Annotated in this window: 19 protein-coding genes; 12 read left to right on the top strand and 7 right to left on the bottom strand. The window is 41.0% G+C overall.

Features of this window, described 5'->3' with window-relative positions; translation table 11 throughout:
* Positions 1–16 precede the first annotated feature (16 nt).
* The gene (locus ACFSKL_RS15940) at positions 17–904 is read left to right on the top strand and encodes an AraC family transcriptional regulator (RefSeq protein ID WP_376887321.1); all 888 of its coding nucleotides are present in this window, start codon (positions 17–19) and stop codon (positions 902–904) included.
* 301 nt (positions 905–1,205) lie between these two features.
* On the opposite strand, the gene ACFSKL_RS15945 is transcribed toward ACFSKL_RS15940, so the two are convergent.
* The 3 genes from ACFSKL_RS15945 to ACFSKL_RS15955 all read right to left on the bottom strand — a co-directional run bounded on the left by ACFSKL_RS15945 (position 1,206) and on the right by ACFSKL_RS15955 (position 6,158).
* Positions 1,206–4,049 carry a sugar-binding domain-containing protein gene (locus ACFSKL_RS15945; RefSeq protein WP_376887322.1) on the bottom strand — a complete coding sequence of 948 codons (2,844 nt, stop codon included), beginning with the start codon at positions 4,047–4,049 and terminating at the stop codon, positions 1,206–1,208.
* Positions 4,050–4,057: 8 nt separating this feature from the next.
* Positions 4,058–5,494 (bottom strand): sugar porter family MFS transporter, encoded by a 1,437-nt coding sequence (locus ACFSKL_RS15950; protein ID WP_376887323.1) that lies wholly within the window; start codon positions 5,492–5,494, stop codon positions 4,058–4,060.
* A 313-nt stretch (positions 5,495–5,807) separates the two neighbouring features.
* Positions 5,808–6,158, bottom strand: coding sequence for a winged helix-turn-helix transcriptional regulator (locus ACFSKL_RS15955; RefSeq protein WP_376887324.1), 351 nt, complete (start codon positions 6,156–6,158; stop codon positions 5,808–5,810).
* A gap of 358 nt (positions 6,159–6,516) precedes the next feature.
* On the opposite strand from ACFSKL_RS15955, the gene ACFSKL_RS15960 reads away from it, so the two are divergent.
* A complete protein-coding gene (locus tag ACFSKL_RS15960; RefSeq protein ID WP_376887325.1) occupies positions 6,517–7,530 on the top strand; it encodes an LLM class flavin-dependent oxidoreductase in 1,014 nt (337 codons plus the stop codon).
* An 80-nt stretch (positions 7,531–7,610) separates the two neighbouring features.
* Here ACFSKL_RS15960 and ACFSKL_RS15965 read toward each other — a convergent pair whose 3' ends face one another.
* Positions 7,611–8,231 carry a TetR/AcrR family transcriptional regulator gene (locus ACFSKL_RS15965; protein WP_376887326.1) on the bottom strand — a complete coding sequence of 207 codons (621 nt, stop codon included), beginning with the start codon at positions 8,229–8,231 and terminating at the stop codon, positions 7,611–7,613.
* 256 nt (positions 8,232–8,487) lie between these two features.
* Here ACFSKL_RS15965 and ACFSKL_RS15970 point away from each other — a divergent pair, with 256 nt between their 5' ends.
* Both ACFSKL_RS15970 and ACFSKL_RS15975 read left to right on the top strand, forming a co-directional pair.
* Positions 8,488–8,985: a DUF2867 domain-containing protein gene (locus ACFSKL_RS15970; RefSeq protein ID WP_376887327.1), complete on the top strand. Its 498-nt coding sequence runs from the start codon at positions 8,488–8,490 to the stop codon at positions 8,983–8,985.
* 162 nt (positions 8,986–9,147) lie between these two features.
* The gene (locus ACFSKL_RS15975; RefSeq protein WP_376887328.1) at positions 9,148–9,816 is read left to right on the top strand and encodes a hypothetical protein; all 669 of its coding nucleotides are present in this window, start codon (positions 9,148–9,150) and stop codon (positions 9,814–9,816) included.
* A gap of 312 nt (positions 9,817–10,128) precedes the next feature.
* Here ACFSKL_RS15975 and ACFSKL_RS15980 read toward each other — a convergent pair whose 3' ends face one another.
* From ACFSKL_RS15980 to ACFSKL_RS15990, 3 genes are all read right to left on the bottom strand, one after another.
* The gene (locus tag ACFSKL_RS15980) at positions 10,129–10,596 is read right to left on the bottom strand and encodes a DUF2703 domain-containing protein (RefSeq protein ID WP_376887329.1); all 468 of its coding nucleotides are present in this window, start codon (positions 10,594–10,596) and stop codon (positions 10,129–10,131) included.
* 91 nt (positions 10,597–10,687) lie between these two features.
* Positions 10,688–11,125, bottom strand: a complete 438-nt coding sequence (locus tag ACFSKL_RS15985; RefSeq protein WP_376887330.1) for a carboxymuconolactone decarboxylase family protein — start codon at positions 11,123–11,125, stop codon at positions 10,688–10,690.
* A 57-nt stretch (positions 11,126–11,182) separates the two neighbouring features.
* Positions 11,183–11,758: a Crp/Fnr family transcriptional regulator gene (locus ACFSKL_RS15990; RefSeq protein WP_376887331.1), complete on the bottom strand. Its 576-nt coding sequence runs from the start codon at positions 11,756–11,758 to the stop codon at positions 11,183–11,185.
* A 204-nt stretch (positions 11,759–11,962) separates the two neighbouring features.
* On the opposite strand from ACFSKL_RS15990, the gene ACFSKL_RS15995 reads away from it, so the two are divergent.
* The 8 genes from ACFSKL_RS15995 to ACFSKL_RS16030 all read left to right on the top strand — a co-directional run bounded on the left by ACFSKL_RS15995 (position 11,963) and on the right by ACFSKL_RS16030 (position 23,628).
* Positions 11,963–12,871: a DUF5829 family protein gene (locus ACFSKL_RS15995; RefSeq protein WP_376887332.1), complete on the top strand. Its 909-nt coding sequence runs from the start codon at positions 11,963–11,965 to the stop codon at positions 12,869–12,871.
* A gap of 57 nt (positions 12,872–12,928) precedes the next feature.
* Complete coding sequence (locus ACFSKL_RS16000) at positions 12,929–13,687, top strand: sterol desaturase family protein (protein ID WP_376887333.1); 759 nt, start codon at positions 12,929–12,931, stop codon at positions 13,685–13,687.
* A 490-nt stretch (positions 13,688–14,177) separates the two neighbouring features.
* Entirely contained in the window at positions 14,178–15,212 is a 1,035-nt protein-coding gene (locus ACFSKL_RS16005) for a LacI family DNA-binding transcriptional regulator (protein ID WP_376887334.1), read from the top strand.
* A gap of 222 nt (positions 15,213–15,434) precedes the next feature.
* On the top strand, positions 15,435–15,677 hold the full coding sequence (locus ACFSKL_RS16010; protein WP_376887335.1) for a hypothetical protein: 243 nt from the start codon (positions 15,435–15,437) through the stop codon (positions 15,675–15,677).
* On the top strand, positions 15,631–18,750 hold the full coding sequence (locus tag ACFSKL_RS16015) for a SusC/RagA family TonB-linked outer membrane protein (RefSeq protein ID WP_376887336.1): 3,120 nt from the start codon (positions 15,631–15,633) through the stop codon (positions 18,748–18,750). Before ACFSKL_RS16010 ends, ACFSKL_RS16015 begins: the two co-directional genes overlap by 47 nt.
* 23 nt (positions 18,751–18,773) lie before the next feature.
* Positions 18,774–20,279: a RagB/SusD family nutrient uptake outer membrane protein gene (locus ACFSKL_RS16020; RefSeq protein ID WP_376887337.1), complete on the top strand. Its 1,506-nt coding sequence runs from the start codon at positions 18,774–18,776 to the stop codon at positions 20,277–20,279.
* 159 nt (positions 20,280–20,438) lie between these two features.
* Entirely contained in the window at positions 20,439–22,697 is a 2,259-nt protein-coding gene (locus ACFSKL_RS16025) for a GH92 family glycosyl hydrolase (protein WP_376887389.1), read from the top strand.
* Between the two features lie 31 nt (positions 22,698–22,728).
* Positions 22,729–23,628, top strand: a complete 900-nt coding sequence (locus ACFSKL_RS16030) for an ROK family protein (protein ID WP_376887338.1) — start codon at positions 22,729–22,731, stop codon at positions 23,626–23,628.
* Positions 23,629–23,636 lie beyond the last annotated feature (8 nt).

Here is a 23,636-nt window from a genome sequence, read left to right on the forward strand (position 1 = left end):
ATCATTAATTGGAATAATGAAAGATCAACTCGAATTGCAAAGAGGCTTCAAAGGGGAAGAGATAATAGTAATCCCAAGGGAAACCCTAAGGTCTTTTAAGCTGGATGCATTCAACAAAAACCTTTATTTGACTGACATTGGTTATTTCCCTAAAGCATCCTTCCACTTCAGGAAAAGACCCGAAGGTTGCCCAGAATACATTTTGATCTACTGCGTCGAAGGCTTTGGGTATATCAATGTGAACCAGAAGAAATACGAGCTTTGTCCAAACACATTTTTTATCATTGAGGCGGAAAAATCCCACTATTATTTTTCGGACAAAAAAGACCCTTGGTCAATCTATTGGATTCACTTTGAAGGGGAATTTGCAAAGCCTATTTTCGATAAATTCAATTCTTTACAGGATGGAAACCAGGTAGCTGTACCATTTGAGAAAAATAGGATCTCGGAATTGGAGTATATCATTGATGTCTTGAGGACCGGGATTTCCAAGGAGTTATTCGAATACAGCAACATGCTTTTGTACAAGACTATCGGTTCTTTGCTTTTCTATTCCTTGAAGTCAAACAAAAAAAATGAAACTGAAAACGATAAACTTGTAGAAGATATCAAGGTCTATCTAAAGAACAACCTGAGCGAAACAATTACAATTTCAGAAATCGCCCAAAAATTCAACCGCTCCACCTCTGGAATCTTCTCTTTGTTCAAGCAAAAAACCGGGTATTCCATCATCCACTATTTCAACCTAATCAAAGTCCAATCCGCCTGCGAATTGATAAACCTCTCAACAATGACCATCAAGGAAATCAGCTACCACCTGAATTTCCAAGACCCACTTTACTTCTCAAGGCTATTCAAAAAATACATGGGGATTTCTCCAAGGGAGTACAGGAACAATCTGTAAGTAAGAGAGATGCAAGAAACAAGAAGCGAGAGGCGAGACACAAGATACTAGACGTGAGACTCAAGACAGATGCGAGTTCCAAGGTATAAAAATGCCGTAGATTTCCTGCTGTAGGCATGGCATGACCAAAATAAAAGCCCGGTAATTTATTGACGGGACAAAAGGTTAAAGGCAGACCCAAAGTGCCATAGGCACGGACGATATGAAAAACCTTCAAAAAAATGACAGCTATTTAACCTTGGCTTGTGTCCTCACAAGCCAATCCCAATCTAAGTAAATAAGACTTCGACTTGAATACAATTCAATCTATTGTTAACGAACGGATCAAATCTACTTCTACCGCCACTTGAGGTTCGAATTTTTCGGAATTCATATATTTGGTGACACTTTTCAATAGTTGCTTTGACGCAGGCTTATCATCCAATTTTTGATTAAAATCTATGCTTGACACCAACAATTTCCCCTTTCCTACCTGAGCTTCAAATAGCAGGGACAAGCTCCTGTTATGATTCCAATCATCAATTACCCTTACCAGAGGGGTTAATGTTGGAAGTCCGTCCAATACCAGCGCATTGGAAATGCTAATCACATCCCACCACTGCCAGTTTGAATGATACTCTGTTGGGAATTCGGCGAAAACAGGGTGAACAGGATCGCAATAAATGCCCAATGTATGTGGCTTTTGATTGTTGGTGTAGGCTGTGTTCCAAAAAATACTCGAAAACCCCAAACCAATATCCCCACCTTTCTCAGGCTTCAAATTCCCTTTTGGAATGGAAAGGAGAACTTTCCCTCCGTTGTTTAAGATTTCCAATGCAGAATTATCCAGTTTATTTGTGAAATATACATCCCCTTTATCATCAAGTTCCTTATTGGTTTTCGGATATACCCAAATGTCCCAGGAGTTTATATACCCATCAATTTCTACTTCCAAAACCAATTTTTCTGGAGTTTTCAGTTCCTTGAATTCATGGCTGACTGTTCCGATTGGGAAATAGTTGCCGATTGGGATGATTTGATGTTCAAATGATCCTTTTGCAATGCTATTGCCACTTTTGTTTTTTATATTCCAATTGGCAGAAACATTCTCCAATTGATACTTTCCAAAATGCGCTACCTCTATGGCTGCTTCCAAGGTTTCATTTTGATGATAAATGTGCTTTTCCAACCTAACCAAAGGGATTGTCACATCATTGAAACGCTTAAACTCTTCAGGAGAAATATATCCCTTTTCTTCCCAAAATGCGTTCAAAACCCCAACCAATGCTGTTCCCTGACCAGAGAAATCCTGTAAACCCAGAAGCTGATATCCTGCATAATCTTTTGTCCTAAATCCCGCTTCTATGTCTGCTTTGTAGCATAGTGCCTGTAGTTTTCCGGATGCTTTCAGAAATTCTTCTGCCAAATCCCCCAGATTGTTGTCATTGAGCGATTCTTGGAAGATTTCGAAATTTTTGGCTTTCAACACCCCTGTGTATTTAGAGATTTCCTTAAAATCCGGATAAGCACACCATTGACCCATTTCGTGGGTGACATAGGGCATCGGAAACTGCCCGACCAATTGATTGTAATCAAAAAGGGTATTCGGTGCTTGGCTATTGATTCTGCTGTTCAACCCAGCTCCCCACAACTGCAACCTGGCATCAGAATGCAAATAAAAATCTGCATTTGGTGTATAAGGCCAACCTGAACCTCCAGTATAAACTTTGGTATGATCCAAACCCTGAAAATGGGCTACATATTCAGACAAATATTCTTCCTGCCTTGCTCCTCCAGGTTCATTTCCATGGGCCAACATTACAAAAGACGGATGATTTCCATAAGCTTTCAAGATCTCCTCGCCTTCGGCATACAGCCACTGGTCTATGGGATTTCCTGTCCCAATTCCCGATTTTACATTATGTGTCCAGCTACTTGCTTCTACCTGTAGATACATCCCCAACTTGTCAGCCGCTTCAAATGCAGCTTTTGGTGGGCACCAAGAATGAAACCTGATATGGTTGAAGCCATGGTCTTTAATCTTATCGAAAATTTTCTCCCAATCATCTTTATTCGTCGGCGGATAGCCAGTCAGCGGAAATATGGCGCAATCCAAGGTGCCTCGCAAAAATACAGGACGTCCATTAATGGCAAACTGCTTCCCTTCGGACCTAAACTCCCGCATACCAAAAGTCTCCTGAATTGTCTGCTCGCCAAAAGCTGTTTTCAATTTGACGTCAATCTCATACAAATTAGGATCAAATTCATCCCAATATTGTACATCATCGCCCATTGGGTAAACAAACTCCAGCTTTTCTTGCTCTTTGACCGTGCCTGATTTGACAATTTGCCCACCAATCTGCTTTCTGTCTTCTTTGGAATAGACAGTAGCTGTCAATTCATAATCCATGTTTTCCGGATATCCATTGTGGATATCGACCACTGCACTGACATTACCGGCATTGATTTCTGGAAACAGTCGAATATTCCCAATAGCAACAATCGGCATGGCCCGCAATTCAATTTTTCCAACGATCCCATTCCAATTGGTTTGGGTTTGGTCACTGATGCTATGGGCGCTTAGGCCTGGATTGATTTCTTTGACCCTATTGTCCACCCTGACGGTGACGGTATGTTTTCCCGCTGATAAATTTGTCCCCAGTTTTACTTCGTGTGGTGTTCCCAAACTATTTTGCATTCCAAATTCCTCCCCATCTACCCACACAGTGGTTTCCCAATGTGGCCTTTCAAGAAAAAGAACAATGGATTGACCTTCCCAGTCTTTTGGGATTTCGATCTCACGCTGATACCAGGCCACACCGATATAGTGCTTGGTAGGCTGAAGCCAAAATGGAATCTTTGTATTGTCAGCCGTCCTGTATTTTTCGAATTTATCCGAAAAATAATAGGCACTATCCACGATCTCCCCTGTCCAAACTGTAGAAACCGACACTTCATTTCCCTTGCCGTGCTCGGCCATAGAACCAGGAAGTTTGATGATGTCATTCATTCCTCCATCAAACCACCTCTCAGCTTCTCCAACTGCAAGCGAATCTACCTGAAACCCCCATTCTCCTGACAAGTCAATCACTTGTTCAGATTCTGGCTTTTGACAGGAAAAAATCAGTAAAGCAAAACAAACGGATACTAATATCTTAATGGTCATTGGGCAACTTATTTTGGTTCAAAGGAATGATCAATTAATTCTTTTTCTATTTCTTCAAGGCTTTTGCCTTTGGTCTCTTTCAGGTTGAATTTGATGTACAAATAGCCCAAAATACTTATCCCACAATACACCCAAAATGTACCGGAAGCTTTAAGGGCATTGTTCAAAATAGGGAAAGTAAAAGTGAGGACAAATGAAGCTATCCAAAGTGCCAAAGTGGAAATAGCCATAGCCAATCCCCGAATTCTGTTTGGGAAAATCTCAGACAAAACCACCCATGTAACAGGTGCAAGTGAAAATGCATAAACAGCAATAGCTGCAACAACCAACAACAAAATCGGCAATCCCGTCCATCCCATAAAATAGCTAAGTCCCAGTACAAAATAAATGACTGCCAATCCCAAAGATCCGAATTTCATCATCTTCTTCCTCCCCCACTGATCTACCAAACGCATCGCCAACAGTGTAAAAACCAAGTTCACACTGCCAGTGATAATGATATTGAACAGCATCTCGCCTACACTGTATCCTGCACTGGTGAAGATCTCATCTGCATAATTGAATATGACATTGATCCCACACCATTGCTGAAAGACAGCCAATACAATACCCAATATGATGATTGGTTTGACTTTAGGTGTTTTGAGTTCAGAGAACTGGACTTTGTGCACAGTTCCAGTCATTGTACTTTTGATTTGGCCTACTTCATATTGCGCATATTCATCCCCACCTATTTTTGCCAAAATTTTGAGGGCTTCAATGTGACGACCTATTTTCACCAAGAACCTGGGGCTTTTTGGTACCAAAAACATCAGGGCAAAAAACATGGAAGCTGGAATCAATTCTGCCCAAAACATCCATCTCCAGCCTACCAGGGTATTCCAGGAATTAGCCAATTCATCTTGTCCCATTAGCTCTGGAACCGATTCAGCTATAAAATAATTGATGATTTGCGCAGCCAAAATCCCGACCACAATCGTCAATTGATTGATGGAAACAAACCTCCCCCTGTATGCTGCGGGAGCAATTTCGGCGATATATAGTGGGGACAATGTAGAAGCAAGCCCTATCCCTACCCCACCAACTATCCTGTAAAATACAAACCAATGGAAACTATCAGCTTGACCGCTGCCAAATGCGGAAAGGATAAAAAAAAACGCAGCGATGATCAAAGGGATTTTTCGACCATATCGATCCGAAAATGTACCTGAAAGCATCGCACCAAATACACAGCCAATAAGGGCGCTACTCATTGCCCAACCTTGAAGGCCTGGAGAACCCTTGATATCGAAATACAATTCGTAAAAAGGCTTGGCTCCTCCTATCACTACCCAATCATAGCCAAACAATAAACCGCCCATCGCCGAAGTCAGGGCAAGGGCGAGGAGATATCCAAAGTTGAATTGACTCTTCTCATCTAGCCTCCTTTCCTTTCTCAAAAGCATCTTTACCGGGTTATTGGGTTTAGGTTTGATATCGAAATGATTCCGCTCGGGGGTACCAGTTTTTCCAAAAACATCATCAACCAATTTTCATTTGATCAGATCATGTACTTTAAAGTCACCAATACACCACAATAGACCTCCTTTATTTCAACATAGTCTCAAAGCTATTGAATATGGAATTTATCTAAATGGATAAAAATATTATTTATATAGACAATCGTGCAAAAAAACATTTCAAACAAGGATTTCAGTTTCAAGAATCTCTCTCTAAAGGGGAAACATCGGGACATGGGCATTTTAGGTTGATATCAAATTACACATTTCCAAACAACCTATCCCTGTGGTTTAAGCCCCATACTTTCAAAGCTTCGATAATTGGGCTCAACGTTTGGGTATAAGGTTCTGGTTTATACAGGATTTTGACCGGGTAATCTTCCAAAACCAACCTTTTGATCAATTGGTGCTGCTCAAGGTCTTTGAGTTCCTTGGCCAATACCTTCGGTGTAATCCCCGGAATACTCTCTTGAATATCCGTAAACCGTTCATTTCCCCCACACACGGAAATGATGATGGGCAACTTCCATTTTCCATTGATTACTTCCAAGGTATCACGAACAGGTTTCAATGTGTCAATACAACATTGATAGTTTTTTTTTGCTGCCATAACGCTCTATTCTAACGATTTCACTTTCCTTTGGGAAAGTACTATACAAAGTAAAGTAAAGTTTTGTACTTTTGCAACATCATTTCTTGTAGCAAATTTGCGTGCAAATGAATAAATACAGCTTGCTGCAAGAAGCATTAAACCCGCATTATGTATTAGGGTTCGTTATAGCCTGTCCCGATGAATATCGGGAAGAGTTGAAAACACAAAATAATCAAGCATGTAGTGAGTGAAGCATAGTTATCTCTATGGTGAACGAGCTAAAAGCATCGAAGCGATTGATTATGTCCGCCGCGGCGGATCAGGTCGTAATAGAAATTCTAATGCATATTTCTGGTTAAACCAACTATACTTAGATATGAACCAACGAAATATAGCATACTCCATTTTAGAATTGGCTCTTGTTCCACAAGGAAGTACAATCAAGCAGACTTTGAACAATTCATTGGCATTGGCAAAAAAAGCTGAATCATTGGATTACACTCGGTACTGGTTTGCCGAGCATCACAATGCTGAACATATAGGCAGCAGTGCTACCTCCATCCTAATAGGTTATGTGGCCGAAAACACAAAAACCATCCGCGTAGGTTCGGGAGGTGTAATGCTACCTAACCATTCCCCCTTGATCATAGCAGAACAGTTTGGAACCTTGGGCCATTTATACCCAAACAGAATCGACTTGGGTCTTGGCAGAGCTCCCGGTACGGATACCCAAACAGCAGAGGCCATCCGATCAGATTTTATGAAAGCTGCCCATTCTTTTCCCCAAGAGTTGAATAAAATCCAGACCTACTTTTCTGTCAAAAACAAAAACTCCAAAGTTAGGGCAACTATTGCCGAAGGGACTGATGTCCCCATTTACCTATTGGGTTCCAGTACAGACAGTGCGCATTTGGCCGCAAAAAAGGGATTGCCTTATGCCTTTGCAAGCCACTTTGCATCCACGCACCTCTTCAATGCTTTAAGCATCTATCACCAAGAATTCCAACCTTCCGAATTTCTCGATAAGCCATACACCATCGCTGGTGTCAATGTATTTGTAGCTAATACCGATGAAGAAGCAGAACGACAGTACACCACCTTGGTCAGGATGTTTTACAGTGTTCTGACTGGTGCCAAGGACGCATTACAACCACCTACAGAAATGACACCAGAATTAAAGGAATTGTCCCAACACCCTTCTATACAGCAAATGTTGAAGTACTCCTTTGTTGGAAGCAAACAAACGGTAAAAAAGCAGGTGAAGGAATTTATTACAGCTACCCAAGTCAATGAGCTCATTGCCGTTTCCACTATGTTTTCCATCGAAGACCGTATAAAATCCACTGAACTGTTTGGAGAAATCATGGTGGAGATAAATGGGAACAGGTAATGGCCTTATAGATTGATTGGCAAAAATAGAACGGGACCGATGGAATTTGACTCCCGTTTAAGTACTGCATACGTAGCTTATCACACGGTATATCGATCAAAAAAAACCGAGCGTCCTTCAGTTGTCAAATATGGAAATATCATTTGTCGCAACAATCTGGATCCTTCGGGGATATCGATTTGACTTATTGTGCTATTCTTATCGATACAGGCTGCAGAAAGCCAAAAATCACTTACGATTCTCAAATTTTTGAACAAATATTTGTATTCATCAGCAATCGTTTCCTCCCGTATTAATTTGGCTTCTATTAAGCCATTGATCATGCCTTCAAATTGTTGTTCACGTACTTCCATCAATTTTTGGTAATGATTTCTAATCACCTCATGGTTACGGGTAATGTAGACAAAATCAAGCATAAGAAACCGGTATTCATAAAAATTCGAAATCGTGGCACTTGGCATATCAAACAACGACTCAAGTGGATTTTCCACGACAGCCTCCGCATTGATCACATGATCCAACTTACTTACCAGTTCAAAATAAAGAGCCTCAATAATCTCTTCCCGCTTTTTGAAATGATACGTCAAGTTTCCCAAGCTAATTTCCATATCTGCAGCTATGGTCCTTAATGAAACTTGTGCAACGCCATTTTCATTAAACAAGCGTAATGCACATCCCAATATTTTATCCCTAGTGTTCATTGTCGAAAGTTTAAGATTAGTACAAATGTACCAATAATTTATTAGTACACTTGTACTAAAACAAAATATTAGTACATTTGTACGGTATTTATGAATTACACTTGTCTTACTACAATAGCAGGAAAATCGCTTTTAACAATCTTGATCTCTTTTGGTCTGTAGGGACACAAACCAAGGTAAAACTCGAAAATTTTCTGCTAAAAGTGATTTTCCTGACTACAATAGAAATAATTTTCCAATTAGAAAAAAGTGCATTATGGGCAAAGTAAGAATAGAAAAAACGCCTTTGGAATATATGGGAAGAGGATTGCTTAGTAAAGTTGATTTTTCTGACACATTTTCTACTACAAACCAGGAAAACAATCTAAGGGAGATTACCCATCTAATATTTAACAAGCCACCCAAATGGGTAAAATGGCTGTTCAGTATAAGAAACAAAACTGTTCGCCTATTTGGGTTAAAGACCGAAATGCCTGCTGATTATAATGAGCGTTTTGCTGTAGGCGGATATATTGGGTATTTCAGAATATTCTCTATTTCGGATCATGAAATAGTCTTAGGTGCGGATGATTCACATTTGAACTTTAGGGCAATAGTTGCACACAACAAAGAAACCCTGCACAATATCAAAGTAATCACATTGGTACAATACAACAACCCAATGGGAAAGATTTATATGGGCATCATAAAGCCCTTTCATCTTATGGTGGTAAAGCGCTTGGTGAAAAATGCATATCAACCAACCCCCTCCTAAATACACCCTCCCTCCAGTCTATCCCAAACCACTCGACATGTTCTATCGAACGAATTTTGGTGTTTACATTGTAATTAATTGAGTGGTTTTTAACTAGATTACATCCAATAGTACTTATGTTGGTAGCGTTTTTATGATAAAGTGCGTCTTGTAAATAAAAAAATGAAGAAACAAATATTTTTAATGCCAGTATTGTTATTGCTTGGTTCTTGCCTGACAGATGATGACCAGCCAAGTGTTGAGGATATAACAAATGGAAAAAAATGGACGCTCGAAATCGGCAGTTCTCCTTCAAAAGTCTATGAACAGCTCCAGGAATTAAGCATTGAAAAGGATTTTAACAGTGTCAATATCACCTACAGGAAACCATATTCTAAACCTGAGGAAATACAAAGTGATATTTCTTTATACAATTCAATTACCTTAGAAACAACAACCGGAGTTTTGGAAAGAGTATTGATAGGGTTTGACCAAAACAGGGTGGTATCCATAGAAAAAGGCGGAGCCCATTTTGAAAACATTCCAAGTTGGCCACAAGATCAACCAGAGAACGTTTCAATCAATGTCAATGATCCACTTGATATCATCGCGGATAAACTAATTGCTCTGTATCAAATACCCAATTCGAAATCGTATCAAATTACCCTTCCAGACAAGTGTTTGGCAAAGCCATACGACCCTGTGATGGGCAATTATGATGAATGGTTTTTTACATTTTCCAAAAACGTTTCCCACTCCAAGAATCGCAGAAATTCAGTGAAGCTATATTTCAAGAATAAAAAACTAGTCAAAATACGAAATGAATACGCAGAGTTTACAATGGTAGATTGAGAAAATAGAAGGGTTAAAACAGATACGTGAAATGTTTCTTTTAGCTAATTGATTTTATTTGGTTTCGCCTTTGCCGACCCCACCGATGGTTGAAAAGTGTCAATTATGTTTTGAATTCAAATTTCACATAAGACTCAAAAATCTAGAACAACTTTACCAAAATGTTTTCATTTATCAAATTAGGTCAATGCTTCGAGCAGCTGACTGGAAAAAAAGAGGACCGAAATCAAGGATATCGGTCTTCTTGGCTTTATGTACTCTTTATAACCTTTGGGGTTTTACTTGAAGAAACACCAGTTAACCATTTGTTTTTCAGTGACAACAGGAACTTGATTTTATGCTTTCGTTCTCATTTAGGTGTTTCAGAATATATGGAGACAGTATCTTTTTTCCTGCATCTTTTTTGGATTCAAAATACCCTTTGAGCAATACTTCGATTAAAGTCCTTTTATCTGGTTCTGACATAATCTGCCCGCCCCAAGTCCATTCTCTGGCTTCAGAAGCGTCTGCCGTATGATCCGGAAAGAAGTCAAGGTTTCCAACCCGAATCGTGGGGGAAGCGCTAATGTGGGCTCTTTCTGCTTCTTCTACAGTTTTGATTGTGGTCTGTTTGAAAAGGATCTCACAATCCAATTTGTCAAAGAGAATTTGAACCTCCTTAATAGCTGAAACCAACTTACTCTGAATGGTATCACAGGCTGAACATGAATTGTCTTTTTCTGACGGCATTTCTACCTGAAGAAATTCCACCTTTACTGTTTTTTTTGTTTGTACATCCATGGGATTGAAATTTTTAAGTTTATCCCTAAGACTTCAAAGTCGCAGAAAAGATGCAAACACCATCAAAATTTATTTTTGTTGTCAAATATATTTATTCCTGTACCAATTGGGTTGAAACAGCGATTCTATTCCACATATTTATCGTTCCGATCTGCATGATGATTTGGGCGATTTCATTGTCTGTGAAAAACTCCTTTACCCTGTCATACGTCTCGGATGTCAGGCCATTTCTCGAAATGAAACTTATTTCTTCTGTCATTTGCAAGACAGCTTTTTCTTGGGCTGTAAACAAAGCAGATTCTTTCCAAGCACTCAATGCAAAAATCCTTCTTTGGTCTTCTCCCCTGCCCAAAGCCTCTTGGGTGTGTAAGTCTATACAGTAAGCGCAGCCGTTTATTTGGGAAGCCCGTATCTTGATGAGTTCCTGTATAGATCTGTCCACACTAGACGTACTTAAGTACTTCTCCATGGCAAACATGGCTTCGTAGGCTTTGGGTTCAAGCTCTTGGATGTTGATTCTCTTTTCCATTTTGGTTTTTGTTTGCACAAAACTACATCCACTATTTTCAAAAAAACTTCAACCAGTTTAAGAAGTGGCTTTTTTCCTAATTTGGCTAAGATATTCGGGTGTCAAGTTCAGGTAGCTAGCCAAAAGGTATTGTGGGACACGGTTGACAAAATCAGGAAAATTATCATTGAAGTGATGGTATATATCTTCTTTGGAATGTGTAAACAAAAATTTAAACCGCATCAGGGCTGCCCCGAAAGCAATTTCGTACACTTTTCTGAAATACTCCTCCATAACTGGGTGATTCGCCAGCAAGCCCTGATAACTTGGATAACTTATTTCCAAAACCTCACTTTTTAATGCCGCACGAATGCCGAATTGGCTGCGGGTTTGGTTTCTGAAAGCCAACACATCTGAAAGCCACCAGTTTTCAATGGCAAATTGTATAGTTTTCTCATTCCCAGCATCATCGACTGTATATAGATACAGACAACCCTTTTCCACAAAATACATGGCATCACATTTCCCACCCATCTCCAAAATATCCTCTTTTTTCCCAATTGATCTTTTTTCGAAAAACCGGATGATTTCCGACAATTCCTTTTGGTCGGTTTTTACAAAACTTGTCAGTTGTTTATATAGAGGACAATCCATTATTTAGGGTTCACTTCGTTCATGTATTATTTCAAATATATCTCTTCGTGAACTTTATTGCAACAAATAAAAAAGGCTGAATGCAGTTGTTCGGAATTTCGGCAATGAAATTTCTTAACATTCCCCCATGGTTTTCAAAGAATAATAATTTTCCCTAATTTTATCCAAAATGGAACTTCATCACACTTGACCGATTTATATTAAATGCCTTTCAAATATTACCATCTGAATATGCCAATGCTATTGATTGTATTAGCAGTTTTTTTTCAAAGCACTAGTGTCACAGGCCAATCCAATCAGAAGACACCTATAGACTTTAACCTTAACCATTTCTACATCAGCATTGACAGCACCACTTTTCATGCATTGTTGGACCATCCTGAGATGCTGACCAACTATTTTGAAGCTGATAGCGGAATGCCGGAATTCAACTCAGTCAACGATTCCACGGGGATAATTTACCTTCGGGGCAAAACCGTATACATGGAACTGATGGGACCGAAAAATAAGTTTGGCGTTCCAGAGGGAATGACTGGATTCGGATTCTCAGAAGATACCCAACTACCACTTGATCCCCTTTGGGAAAATCAAATAGACAGTCTATTTAAAGGAATGGGTGCGAAGTTTGGGAACAACAAGCACAAAACAAGCAACAGCAAATCGATAAACTGGTTTGACACTGCCTATATCCCAGATTCCACAACAAAAACCCACACCTGGTACTCACGGTTCAACCCTGAATTCCTGAGTGAAATTACCGGAAAGGAATATGATACCTATACCAGGGAAGCGTACCTTTCCTTGACTAGGACTGGTGAAAAAAAAGTACAGAACATCACGGGAATCACACTGGAACTAAACAAAAAGGATTTTGACAGGATTTCTGAAGAGTTCAATCGCCTCCAAGTCCTAAAAACCGAACAGGGATCAAAAGGAAACAGCTACATGCTTGGGGACGTTGAAATCGTGTTACGTGAATCCGATACTTCAAAGTTACTGATGGTCAAGTTTCAGATGATCGGAAACTCCAATTGTAACTGCAAGGTCGGAAATATTGAGTTTACCTGCCATGATGATGAACTCAAAATGCACTTCTTAAGCAATATGGAATAATAAAGGCCATTTCCCTCATTATTCACACAACTTTAAATTTAGCTATATTTTTCACATATGGACTTCTTCAGTTTATCAGATATCCCGTCGTTGCTGACACATTTGGCAGATGGTCCCGTAGGGATTAGTCTATTTGTTTTTTGGCTGTTGAATGTACTCATTTTGGGAATGGCTCTAGGCATCGGACAGCTAATCCTCAGAGGATACCACCAACAGATCAGACCTAACCGCCCCAAGGATTGGGGTATTGGTATGCTTACCGTTTCCATCAATGCCCTGATCACCCAGTTTGGCTTGTATCTATACTCATTGGGCTACCTCCAGGTGGATTTTGTATGGCAACCTTCGAAGTTTGTTCTGGGATTACTGGGGCTATTCTTTGCCATGGATCTGTTCATGTTTATCTTTCACTATTTTATCCATCAGACCAAATTGCACAAGATAATCCACAGCCTTCATCACCAAGCCATGCATCCCAAACCTATTGATTTGTTTGTCTTACACCCCATTGAGACTTTGGGGTTTGGGATACTGTTTATCGGTGTATTGTGCTGCATAAGCTTCCAAATCCATGCTATCCTCATTTACTTGATGCTGAATGTATTGTTTGGGATTATAGGGCATTTGGGTTTTGAACCTTTGAAGAAGTGGCCTAAAAACAAATACAGCCTGCTCAATTATTTGGGGACATCAAGTTTTCACCACCTTCACCACGAGGACCTCAGCTGCAACTTTGGCTTTTACACCAACCTATGGGATCGTCTGTTTGGTACCTACCAGAAAGGTGAAGCAAGAGGTGGGAACAAAATGATTTGAGACACGAGAGCATGATATTAGGTACTCGTGTCTTATGTCTTGAAACGAGTAAAAAACCATGAAGTACCTGTCTCGTGCCGAAAGCTTTCGGCACGAGACAGGACTTGGCATTGATCGATAGAAATAGTGTCATTTATTTTGGAGGAGTGTCACAAAGTATGATGGACAATGTACCAAGAGTATTGGCAATCCCAATCAGCATCCAGTACCGTCCTCTTCAAATGGAAATCCTACCTATCTATTTTCGTACAACACGGTCAAAACGATGAAAATGACGGCCACATGGGACTTCTAACAGGGAAATTGCTTTTATGATAAACCCTCCGAGGGTTGTCTAATTTGGTAGATTGGCCTGTGGGAGCACATACCAAGGTGTTTAAGCTCAAACCATCGGAGCTTTTTTTTGGATAAAAGTGATTTCACTGGGGCTTCTTTTTTAAATGTTCAGTTTTTTAATTAATGTGTTAAATTTGGGATTGACTAAAAAACTATGGCGAAGAAAAAGTACTCAATCAAGCAAATCGCAAATGATCTTGGGATATCTGCGACAACTATTTCCTTTGTGCTAAATGGAAGAGCAAAAGAAAAGAGAATTAGCCAAGCAATGATTGATAAAGTCAAGGGACATATAAAAAAAATAGGCTATCAGCCCAACCAATTGGCAAAAAACCTAAGAACTGGAAAGTCCAATATCATTGTCTTTATGGTTGAAGATATATCCAATCCTTTTTTTGCCAACATCGCCAAATTGATTGAAGACGAAGCTTCTAAACTGAATTATAACATCATCTATTGCAGTACGAATAATGACCCGGAAAAAACGGTCTCTATGATTAACCTATTCGGCAACCTGCAGGTAGAAGGGTATATCATTACACCTCCAGACGGTCTGCAAAGTGAGTTTATAAAGGGACTTTGTGAAGAGGAAGCCCCTGTCATCCTATTCGACAGGTACATCCCTGAAATAGACTGCAGCCATGTGGTAATCGCAAATTATGAAGGGACAAAAATGGGTTTGGCGCATTTAATCGAAAGTGGATTTCATCAGGTTGGATTCGTAACCATAGATTCTGACCAGTCCCAAATGCACGATCGTAGACAGGCTTACGAAGACATCTGTGAGGAACTAAACATGCCTTCCTGCGTCTTAAAACTGCCTTTTGGTTTGCTTAATTCAGGTGCTGAAAATGAATTGTTGGAATCATTTTTTGACACCCATCCCGATTTGGACGCAGTTTTCTTTGCCACCAATTACCTGGCTATCCGTGGTATAAAAATATTGAAAAACAAGGACATTGACATCCCCAAAGATCTGGCAGTCATGGCATTTGATGACAACGATTTTTTCCAGTTCAGCACCCCATCCATTTCAAGCATAGTCCAACCAAAGTCCCAAATTGCGATGCACCTGATTGATCTTATGTTTCAGCTTTTGGAAACAGAATTTGAAAAAAGAAATTCAGTAAAAATTGAGCTGCCTGTATCTGTAAAAGCAAGATCTTCGACAAAGAAAATAGCACTTTAACAAGTATTAATAAAATCATTTAACAACAATTAGTTCAAATTATACTTTTTTATTATCCACCTATATCAAAACCTCCTTTTTTCAAAAAATTAAATCAAAAAAACATATATTGCTTTTATTTGTAGCTAAAAGGATTTAGCTTTGAAAATCTTCTTTCATCCAATTTAAGCAGTAGGATATCCCCTTTAGGTCGGGAAAAGTGCCAAACAAAATAACAAGACTGTGCCAAATGATGCATTGCATCTCCAAATGCAGCGGATTGAATTGATTTTGCTCTCTCCGACCAACCAGGTTGCCATGGTTGATCTGAGGCTTATTTTGGGAATGGATGAAGACAACCAATACAAACTACCAATTATTGAATTTTATTACTACAAACCCTTAACCAATGAAAACAAACCACCTAAACATGCAAAAAATGAGAATAGAGTCCCAGTCGGGAAAATCTATTCCAACCAACCCTAGCCGGTTGGTTTTGATTTTAGCCATAGTCATCAACCTGGTATGTCCGGGAATGACCTTTGGTTTTCAAGACCAAGGAAAAATTGTAAGTGGTGTGATCACCGATGATATGGGAGCAAAAATCCCCGGTGTGACCATCATGGAAAAAGGAACTGACAACGGAACCGTGACTGATATAGATGGAAATTATCAGATTACGGTGAATTCTTCCACATCTATTTTGGTATTCAGTTTTATGGGCATGAGGCAAGTTGAAAGAGAAGTGGGTGACCAGACTACATTGGATGTTCAGATGCAGGGCGATGAGCAGGCTCTGGAAGAAGTAGTGGTCATTGGCTATGGAACTCAGAGAAAGTCTGACCTTACAGGGGCTGTATCCTCAGTCAGCTCAGCCAATCTCCAAGAAAGGCCGGTAACCAATGTCGAACAAGCCTTGGCAGGCCGGGCACCTGGTGTGAATGTTTCTACAAACTCGGGTAGACCTGGAGGTCAGACCAATGTCAGGATCAGGGGAAACAATTCGGTCAATGCCAGCAACAGTCCGCTATACGTGGTCGATGGAGTGATTGGAGCGGGGCCCATCAACTACCTAAACCCAAACGATATAGCTTCCATGGAAGTACTCAAAGATGCTTCAGCTACAGCGATATATGGCGCCCGGGGAGCCAATGGGGTGATCATAGTCACCACCAAAAGGGGCAGTAAAGATGGAGGCCAGATCAGCTACAACAGCTTCTACAGTATGGGCGAAATAGCGAACAAAATAGATGTTTTGAACTCTGAACAATTCTTACAGGTAGAACAAAATTCCTACAACAATTCGCAAAAATATGATCCCGATGGTTGGGCATCTGGCAGATATGAAGATCCCATGACATATAGGAATAACCCAGACCTGTTTGACGCCAATGGCAATCCACTATATGATACAGATTGGCAGGATGAAGCTACACGTCGTGCATTCAGCCAAAACCACAGCCTTTCTTTTACAGGAGGTAATGAGGACACTTCCTACGGTTTGTTTTTGAACCATGCAGATGAACAGGGTATCATCCATGAATCATACCTGAAGAGATATTCAGGCAGGTTTGTGATGGATGGCAAAGTCAAGGAATGGCTAGACGTGGGTGGAAGTCTGACATTCAACCACATTGAAGAAAACAGGGTAGACGGATCTGTCGGTGGCTTAAGCCCACTGAGAATGATGATCGAGACCCTCCCGATCATCCCAGTGCAGTATGCTGACGGTACATATGGCAGCAATATAGACTACCCAAATATGGAAGGTGGCGAGAATCCTGTCAACTTGTTGAGAAACAGGAAAAATATCCATAATACACAGACAGTGTTGGGAGATATACACAGTGCAATCAAATTCACTGACGAATTGCAACTTCGAAGCAATATTGGCATCAATGTGAACAATTTTCAGGAAAACTGGTACTCAGGCAAAGATCTCAGACAACTAAGCGCAGATTACAATGGTGAGGCATGGATTAGGAACACTAGAAGCAATTACTGGCAGTTTGAAAACTACCTGAACTACGAGAAAGAATTGAATGAAAAGCATGCCATCAGTGGCTTATTGGGTATCAGTTGGCAACAATATGATTTTTTCACCAGCAGAGCAGGATCCAGGGGATTTACTGATGATTTTTATCAATACAACAACCTGGGATTGGGTTCTGATCCATTGACCCCTGAATCCAATAAATACAAATGGGCAATGAACTCCTATTTTGGAAGATTCAACTATAATCTAGCCGGAAAATACCTGTTTACGGTTACGGGGCGGGTCGATGGTTCTTCGAAATTTGGTTCGGGCAACAAATATGCCTTTTTCCCCTCAGCCGCATTTGCATGGCGGGTCGGTGAAGAAAGCTTTATGGAGCAGCTTACTGCCATTTCCGATCTAAAATTACGAAGTAGTTATGGCATTACCGGTAACTCGGAGATTGGCGTGTATCAGTCCCTGGCCAGCATGGGAAATTCCACGGCGATTATCGGTGGACAAAGGGCTCCAGGTGTTGGCTTGGGTACCTTGCCCAATCCAAACCTAAAATGGGAAAAAACTGCCCAGTTTGATGTTGGGATTGAGTTTGGGTTGTTTAACAACAGGATTTTGCTGGAAGCTGATTATTATTACAAAAGAACTACCGACATGCTGCTGAGTGCACCTGTCCCGACCAGTAGTGGCTATTCCAACATCTATACCAATATTGGTAGCATTGAAAACCAAGGCCTTGAGTTTAGCATCAACACGGTAAATGTTGAGACAGGTGATTTCAGTTGGATAACAACATTCAACATCTCAACCAACAGAAACAAAGTACTCGCGCTGGGAGCAGCCAATGATGATATTTTCCCAAGTCCATTTTTCCTTTCCAACACAAATATCCTAAGAGTAGGCCAGCCAGTGGGTTCATTCTATGGATTGGTAAGAGAAGGTACTTGGGGAAGTGATGAAGCCGATGAAGCAGCTGTCTACGGTATGCTTCCTGGGGATGTGAAGTACAGGGATGTGAATGGAGATGGCCAGATAAACAACAGCGACCGCGAAATCCTTGGAAACGGTATCCCAAAAGGCTTTGGGGCATTGTTCAACACATTCCAGTACAAAAATTTTGATTTGACGATTGACCTCCAATTTAGCTATGGCAATGACATCCTGAACTTAGCCAAGCACGCAGCAGAAGACAGGACGGGACAAGCCAATAGCTTTGCTACTGTATTGGAAGGATGGACTCCGGAAAACCAGGAAACCATGGTGGCACAGAATAGGCCTTCAAGGTCCTATTTCCAGTCCAATATAGATTCAAGAATGGTAGAGGATGGATCATTTATAAGAGGGAGAAACTTATTGCTTGGCTATAATTTCTCTCCCAATATGCTCGAAAGACTTCGTATAAAGCAACTTCGGGTATATGCATCAGTCCAAAATTTTTTCCTGCTGACAGAATACACGGGCTTTGACCCTGAGGTGAGCACATATGGTGATGCATTTGCTCAAGGAATCACTTTCTATGATTACCCAAAACCGAGAACATACACTCTTGGTATCAATATGTCATTCTAAGGGAATATTAAAACTGCAACAAAATGAAAAATCCAATATATAATAACCTGAAGTATATAGTTGTATTATCAGGAATCCTCTTTACAAGTTCGTGTGCGGATTTTTTGGAAGAGAAAAACGAATCCAATTATACCCAAGAAAACTATTTCCAGACTCCAGAGCACGCAGAGGCTGCCATCAACCATCTTTATAGCAGTCTTCGTTTTATCTCGGACGGGGCAGGTACGTATGGTGAAAGCCCATTTATGAGCTTGGAGTTTCCTACTGGGCTTGTCAATACTGAAGTAGGACAAAGCCAGTTCAACAATACACTCCGAAACCTTACCACCAACTCCGAAAACAATTATTTTAATGTCTGGTGGGAACAGTCCTATAGAGCCATTGCCAATGCAAACCTGGCCATAGAAAGAATCCCCGACATCCTTATGAATGAAACTACCCAGCAAAACCTGATCGCTGAAGCACATTTCATGAGGGCTTTCCATTATTTCAATTTAGTCAGGCTCTTTGGTGACATCCCTTTGATCACCGTCCCGGTAGATGCTGATTCAGATCTGCTGTACCCGAGCAGGTCACCCCAAGAATCCATCTATGAATTGATAGTAGCTGATCTGCAAACAGCCGAGGAAAGTGGAATACCAGCCAGCACCACCAATGGCAGAATCAGCCAAGGTGCCATCAAATCACTGTTGGCACAAGTATACTTAACCATGGCGGGATATCCCCTGCAAGCAGGGAACGAGTATTACAGCCTGGCCGCACAAAAAGCCAAGGAGGTAATCGACCAAGGAACATACAGCCTATTTGAAACTTATGATGAACTCCATGATCCAAGTGTGCAGCTGACTGGTGAAATTATCTTCAAGAATCAATACCTGATCGGATTCGCTACCAGTGGCATGACTCCATGGCTACTACCACGGAGTAGAAACATATCCCAATTTTCGGATGAATTTGGTGCCATGTACCCTACCCCAGCTTTCATCAATTCCCATGAATCCGAAGATTTGAGGATCGCAGAAAGGGGATTTTATTACACCTCCTACCCTAGCATCAATAATCCAGACCAAGAAGTATCTTTTGGTGGCCATTACATATACAAATATTTCGATGAAGAAGCTGTTTTGAATACAGCCCAAAGTGAACTTGGCTTTACATTTATCAGGTATGCTGAGGTACTCCTTACTTTTGCGGAAGCTGAGTTCGAAGCCAATGGGGCTACCCCTGAGGTCTTGGATGCCATCAACCAGATCAGGGGACGTGCGGCACTAAGCCCTTACACAGAAGGTGGATTGACCAGGGAGGCTATTTGGAAGGAGCGTTTCCATGAACTTGCCTTCGAAAACAAAACTTGGTTTGATATGGTCAGGAGAAGGATGGTATTGAATGTTGCTACCGGCACATTTGAAAATTTTGTAGGCCACTCCTTCACATATGGACCTACATTGAGCGAAAAATATCTACTCTTTGCAATTCCGCAAAGGGAAATTGACAATAACCCCGAACTCACACAAAATCCAGAGTGGTAGACCCATATTGTATACCCACCGTATGGGAGATTTTGTTTCCCTGCGGTGGGTATTATATCATGAAAAACAAGTATTTACCTAAACAATCCAAGCAAAATGAAACTAAAAACCCTCAGCTGTATCCAAGGATATCTATGCTTTCTCATTTGTACTTTTGGTATGTATATCCATGCTACGGCACAGGATTTCCATGTTGAAGAATTAGATCCGGTAGATTGGGTCAACCCACTTATCGGTACAGATTCCAAGCCGAGTTTTTCCAACGGCAATGTGTATCCGGCTGTGGCATTGCCATGGGGGATGAATTTTTGGACTCCCCAAACCGGAAAAATGGGCAATGGTTGGGCATATACTTATAGCTCTGATAAAATCCGTGGCTTCAAGCAGACACACCAACCTTCGCCTTGGATGAATGATTACGGCCAGTTTTCTATAATGCCAATCACGGGGCAATTGAAAATTGAAGAATCTGAGAGAGCAAGTTGGTTTTCGCATAAAGCAGAGATTGTAAAACCTTACTATTACAGTGTTTACCTTGCAGATTATGACGTCACCACTGAGCTGACACCTACAGAGAGGGCTGCAAGTTTTAGGTTTACCTTCCCCCAAACAGATAGTGCCTATGTTGTGCTGGATGCATTTGACAATGGTTCCTATATAAAAATCATACCGGAAGAGAGGAAAATAATAGGATACACCACCAAAAACAGCGGAGGTGTCCCGGATAATTTCAAGAATTTTTTTGTGATTGAATTTGACAAGGATTTTTCGATGAACCAAACCTTTTCTTCAGGTAAGCTACAGAAGACCCTAGAAACAGAAGCCGACCATGTAGTGGCAGTGGTAGGGTTCAAAACACAAAAAGGAGAACAAGTAAATGCCAGAGTGGCTTCTTCTTTTATAAGTTTTGTGCAAGCCGAAACCAACCTACAGGAAATAGGCCAAAATGATTTTGACCAAATCAAAGAAAAGGGAAAGGATATTTGGAATAAAGAGCTGGGAAGGGTGAAAATAAATGGAGGTACGCCTGATCAATTCAGGACTTTTTATTCCAACCTGTACAGAACATTGCTTTTCCCAAGGAAGTTTTATGAAATTGACGAGCAAGGCCAAGTCATCCATTACAGCCCATACAACGGTGAGGTGCTACCGGGGTATATGTTTACCGACACAGGTTTTTGGGATACTTTCCGCTCACTGTTTCCATTCTTGAATTTGATGTATCCAAGCTTAAGTGCAAAAATGCAGGAAGGCCTTGTGAATGCATACAAAGAAAGTGGCTGGTTGCCAGAATGGGCTAGCCCGGGACTAAGGAATGTAATGATTGGCAACAACTCAGCCTCTGTGGTGGCAGATGCCTATCTCAAACTCAATGGACAAAACCAGGCAGATTATGATATAGAAACCCTCTATGAGGCCTTGATACACGGTGCAAACAACGAAGGACCTTTGACTGCAGTAGGAAGGGCGGGGGTAAATTATTACAACGACTTGGGCTATGTACCTTATGATGTTGGCATCAAGGAAAATGCTGCCAGGACTTTGGAGTATGCCTACAATGACTTCACAATTTACCAACTGGCAAAAGCATTGAAAAAACCTGAAAAAGAGGTGGAATTGTATAAAAAGAGAAGCCAAAACTACAGAAACCTATTTGATCCAGAGACAAATCTAATGAGGGGAAAATTAGAAGATGGGAATTTCATGAGCCCATTCAATCCATTCAAGTGGGGAGATGCATTTACGGAAGGCAATAGCTGGCACTATACCTGGTCCGTCTTCCACGACATCCAAGGCTTGATCGATCTGATGGGCGGACGGGAGGAATTTGTAAAACAATTGGATACTGTTTTTACCTTGCCTCCAATTTTTGACGAGAGTTATTACAGAGGTGTCATCCACGAAATCAGGGAAATGCAAGTGGCCAATATGGGGCAATATGCCCATGGCAACCAACCTATCCAACACATGATCTATTTGTACAACTATGCCAATGAGCCATGGAAAGCACAGTATTGGGCTCGGGAAACGATGGACAAAATGTACCTACCCACACCTGATGGCTATTGTGGCGATGAAGACAATGGCCAGACTTCAGCCTGGTATGTGTTTTCCGCATTGGGTTTCTATCCAGTAAGCCCGGCTACTGACGAGTACATTTTGGGGAGTCCCCTATTCAAAAATGTACAATTGGAACTTGAAAATGGCAAAACCATTTCCATTCACGCTGACAACAACAACAAAGGAAACCGCTATGTAAAAAGCCTTAAACTTAACGGTGAGAACCACAACAAAAACTTCATCAAGCATGATGCTCTAATGAACGGCATGAGGCTGGAATTTGAGATGGACGATGTCCCCAACAAAAAAAGAGGTGTAAACCCAGAAGACCTACCTTACTCACTTTCCAACCAATAATACCCACAACAGGTAAGTTTAATCAAGTAAAATGACTGATAAATTAATATTGGGAGCCGATATAGGCGGCTCCCATATCACTACTGGAGTGATTGGCCTTTCCTCAAACAGTTTGGCGAATGATAGTTTTTACCGCTTGTCGATAGACTCCCATGCCGATGCCGATGCCATTTTGGATATCTGGACCAAGGCGATAAAGATCCAGTTGGACAAATGGCCTTCCATACAAAAGGTAGCACTTGCCATGCCTGGCCCCTTTGATTATGAAAATGGAATATCCCTGATCCGAGATCAAGGCAAGTATCTTTCCCTATATGGAATCAATGTAAAGCAAAAACTGGCCCAAGGCCTGGCACTAGACCCTGCCAACATTGTTTTTGTAAATGATGCCGTGAGTTTCCTTGCCGGGGAGATTTATGCAGGTAAAGCAAAAACCGACGAATCGACCATTGCCTTGACACTTGGGACAGGTTTGGGAGCAGCAGTACATGAAAATGGACAAACTCGGGACATTGCCTTATGGCAAGAACCTTTCAGGGGATTCAGTGCAGAACATTTTTTTTCAACCCGCTGGTTTATCGAAAGGTATTCTCAAAAAACCGGTAGGAAAATAGCACATGTAAAAGCCCTCTTGGAGGTTGCGGACCAGGAGGTTTGTGTTGCCATATTTGATGAATTTGCCGACAACCTTTGTGAGTTTCTGACCGGATGGATCGGGGACAGCAAATTCGATGCATTGGTATTGGGGGGGAACATTAGCCAGTCTTCGAACCTGTTCTTACCCAAGCTGATCCAAGGATTAGGACACAATGGCATTCATCTGGATAACTGGGTCAGTGAGTTGGGTGAAGTTGCACTCCTGTTTGGAGCGGTCTACGATGGGTTTATTTCCAGGGCATCTTGGAGTTTTACGAATAAAAACAAGTTATAATCAATTAT

The organism is Belliella marina, from assembly GCF_042682445.1.
Taxonomy (GTDB): domain Bacteria; phylum Bacteroidota; class Bacteroidia; order Cytophagales; family Cyclobacteriaceae; genus Belliella; species Belliella marina.

Bases quoted from the DNA above. Each gene is read 5' to 3' on its own strand.
- ACFSKL_RS15990 (WP_376887331.1), bottom strand. From the start codon at position 11,758: ATGGATTGTCCTCTATATAAACAACTGACAAGTTTTGTAAAAACCGAC.
- ACFSKL_RS15960 (WP_376887325.1), top strand. From the start codon at position 6,517: ATGAACCAACGAAATATAGCATACTCCATTTTAGAATTGGCTCTTGTT.
- ACFSKL_RS15955 (WP_376887324.1), bottom strand. From the start codon at position 6,158: ATGGCAGCAAAAAAAAACTATCAATGTTGTATTGACACATTGAAACCT.
- ACFSKL_RS16025 (WP_376887389.1), top strand. From the start codon at position 20,439: ATGTATATCCATGCTACGGCACAGGATTTCCATGTTGAAGAATTAGAT.
- ACFSKL_RS15950 (WP_376887323.1), bottom strand. From the start codon at position 5,494: ATGCTTTTGAGAAAGGAAAGGAGGCTAGATGAGAAGAGTCAATTCAAC.
- ACFSKL_RS16020 (WP_376887337.1), top strand. From the start codon at position 18,774: ATGAAAAATCCAATATATAATAACCTGAAGTATATAGTTGTATTATCA.
- ACFSKL_RS16030 (WP_376887338.1), top strand. From the start codon at position 22,729: ATGACTGATAAATTAATATTGGGAGCCGATATAGGCGGCTCCCATATC.
- ACFSKL_RS15995 (WP_376887332.1), top strand. From the start codon at position 11,963: ATGCCTTTCAAATATTACCATCTGAATATGCCAATGCTATTGATTGTA.
- ACFSKL_RS15945 (WP_376887322.1), bottom strand. From the start codon at position 4,049: ATGACCATTAAGATATTAGTATCCGTTTGTTTTGCTTTACTGATTTTT.
- ACFSKL_RS15940 (WP_376887321.1), top strand. From the start codon at position 17: ATGAAAGATCAACTCGAATTGCAAAGAGGCTTCAAAGGGGAAGAGATA.
- ACFSKL_RS15975 (WP_376887328.1), top strand. From the start codon at position 9,148: ATGAAGAAACAAATATTTTTAATGCCAGTATTGTTATTGCTTGGTTCT.
- ACFSKL_RS15980 (WP_376887329.1), bottom strand. From the start codon at position 10,596: ATGGATGTACAAACAAAAAAAACAGTAAAGGTGGAATTTCTTCAGGTA.
- ACFSKL_RS15970 (WP_376887327.1), top strand. From the start codon at position 8,488: ATGGGCAAAGTAAGAATAGAAAAAACGCCTTTGGAATATATGGGAAGA.
- ACFSKL_RS15985 (WP_376887330.1), bottom strand. From the start codon at position 11,125: ATGGAAAAGAGAATCAACATCCAAGAGCTTGAACCCAAAGCCTACGAA.
- ACFSKL_RS16015 (WP_376887336.1), top strand. From the start codon at position 15,631: ATGAGAATAGAGTCCCAGTCGGGAAAATCTATTCCAACCAACCCTAGC.
- ACFSKL_RS16000 (WP_376887333.1), top strand. From the start codon at position 12,929: ATGGACTTCTTCAGTTTATCAGATATCCCGTCGTTGCTGACACATTTG.
- ACFSKL_RS15965 (WP_376887326.1), bottom strand. From the start codon at position 8,231: ATGAACACTAGGGATAAAATATTGGGATGTGCATTACGCTTGTTTAAT.
- ACFSKL_RS16005 (WP_376887334.1), top strand. From the start codon at position 14,178: ATGGCGAAGAAAAAGTACTCAATCAAGCAAATCGCAAATGATCTTGGG.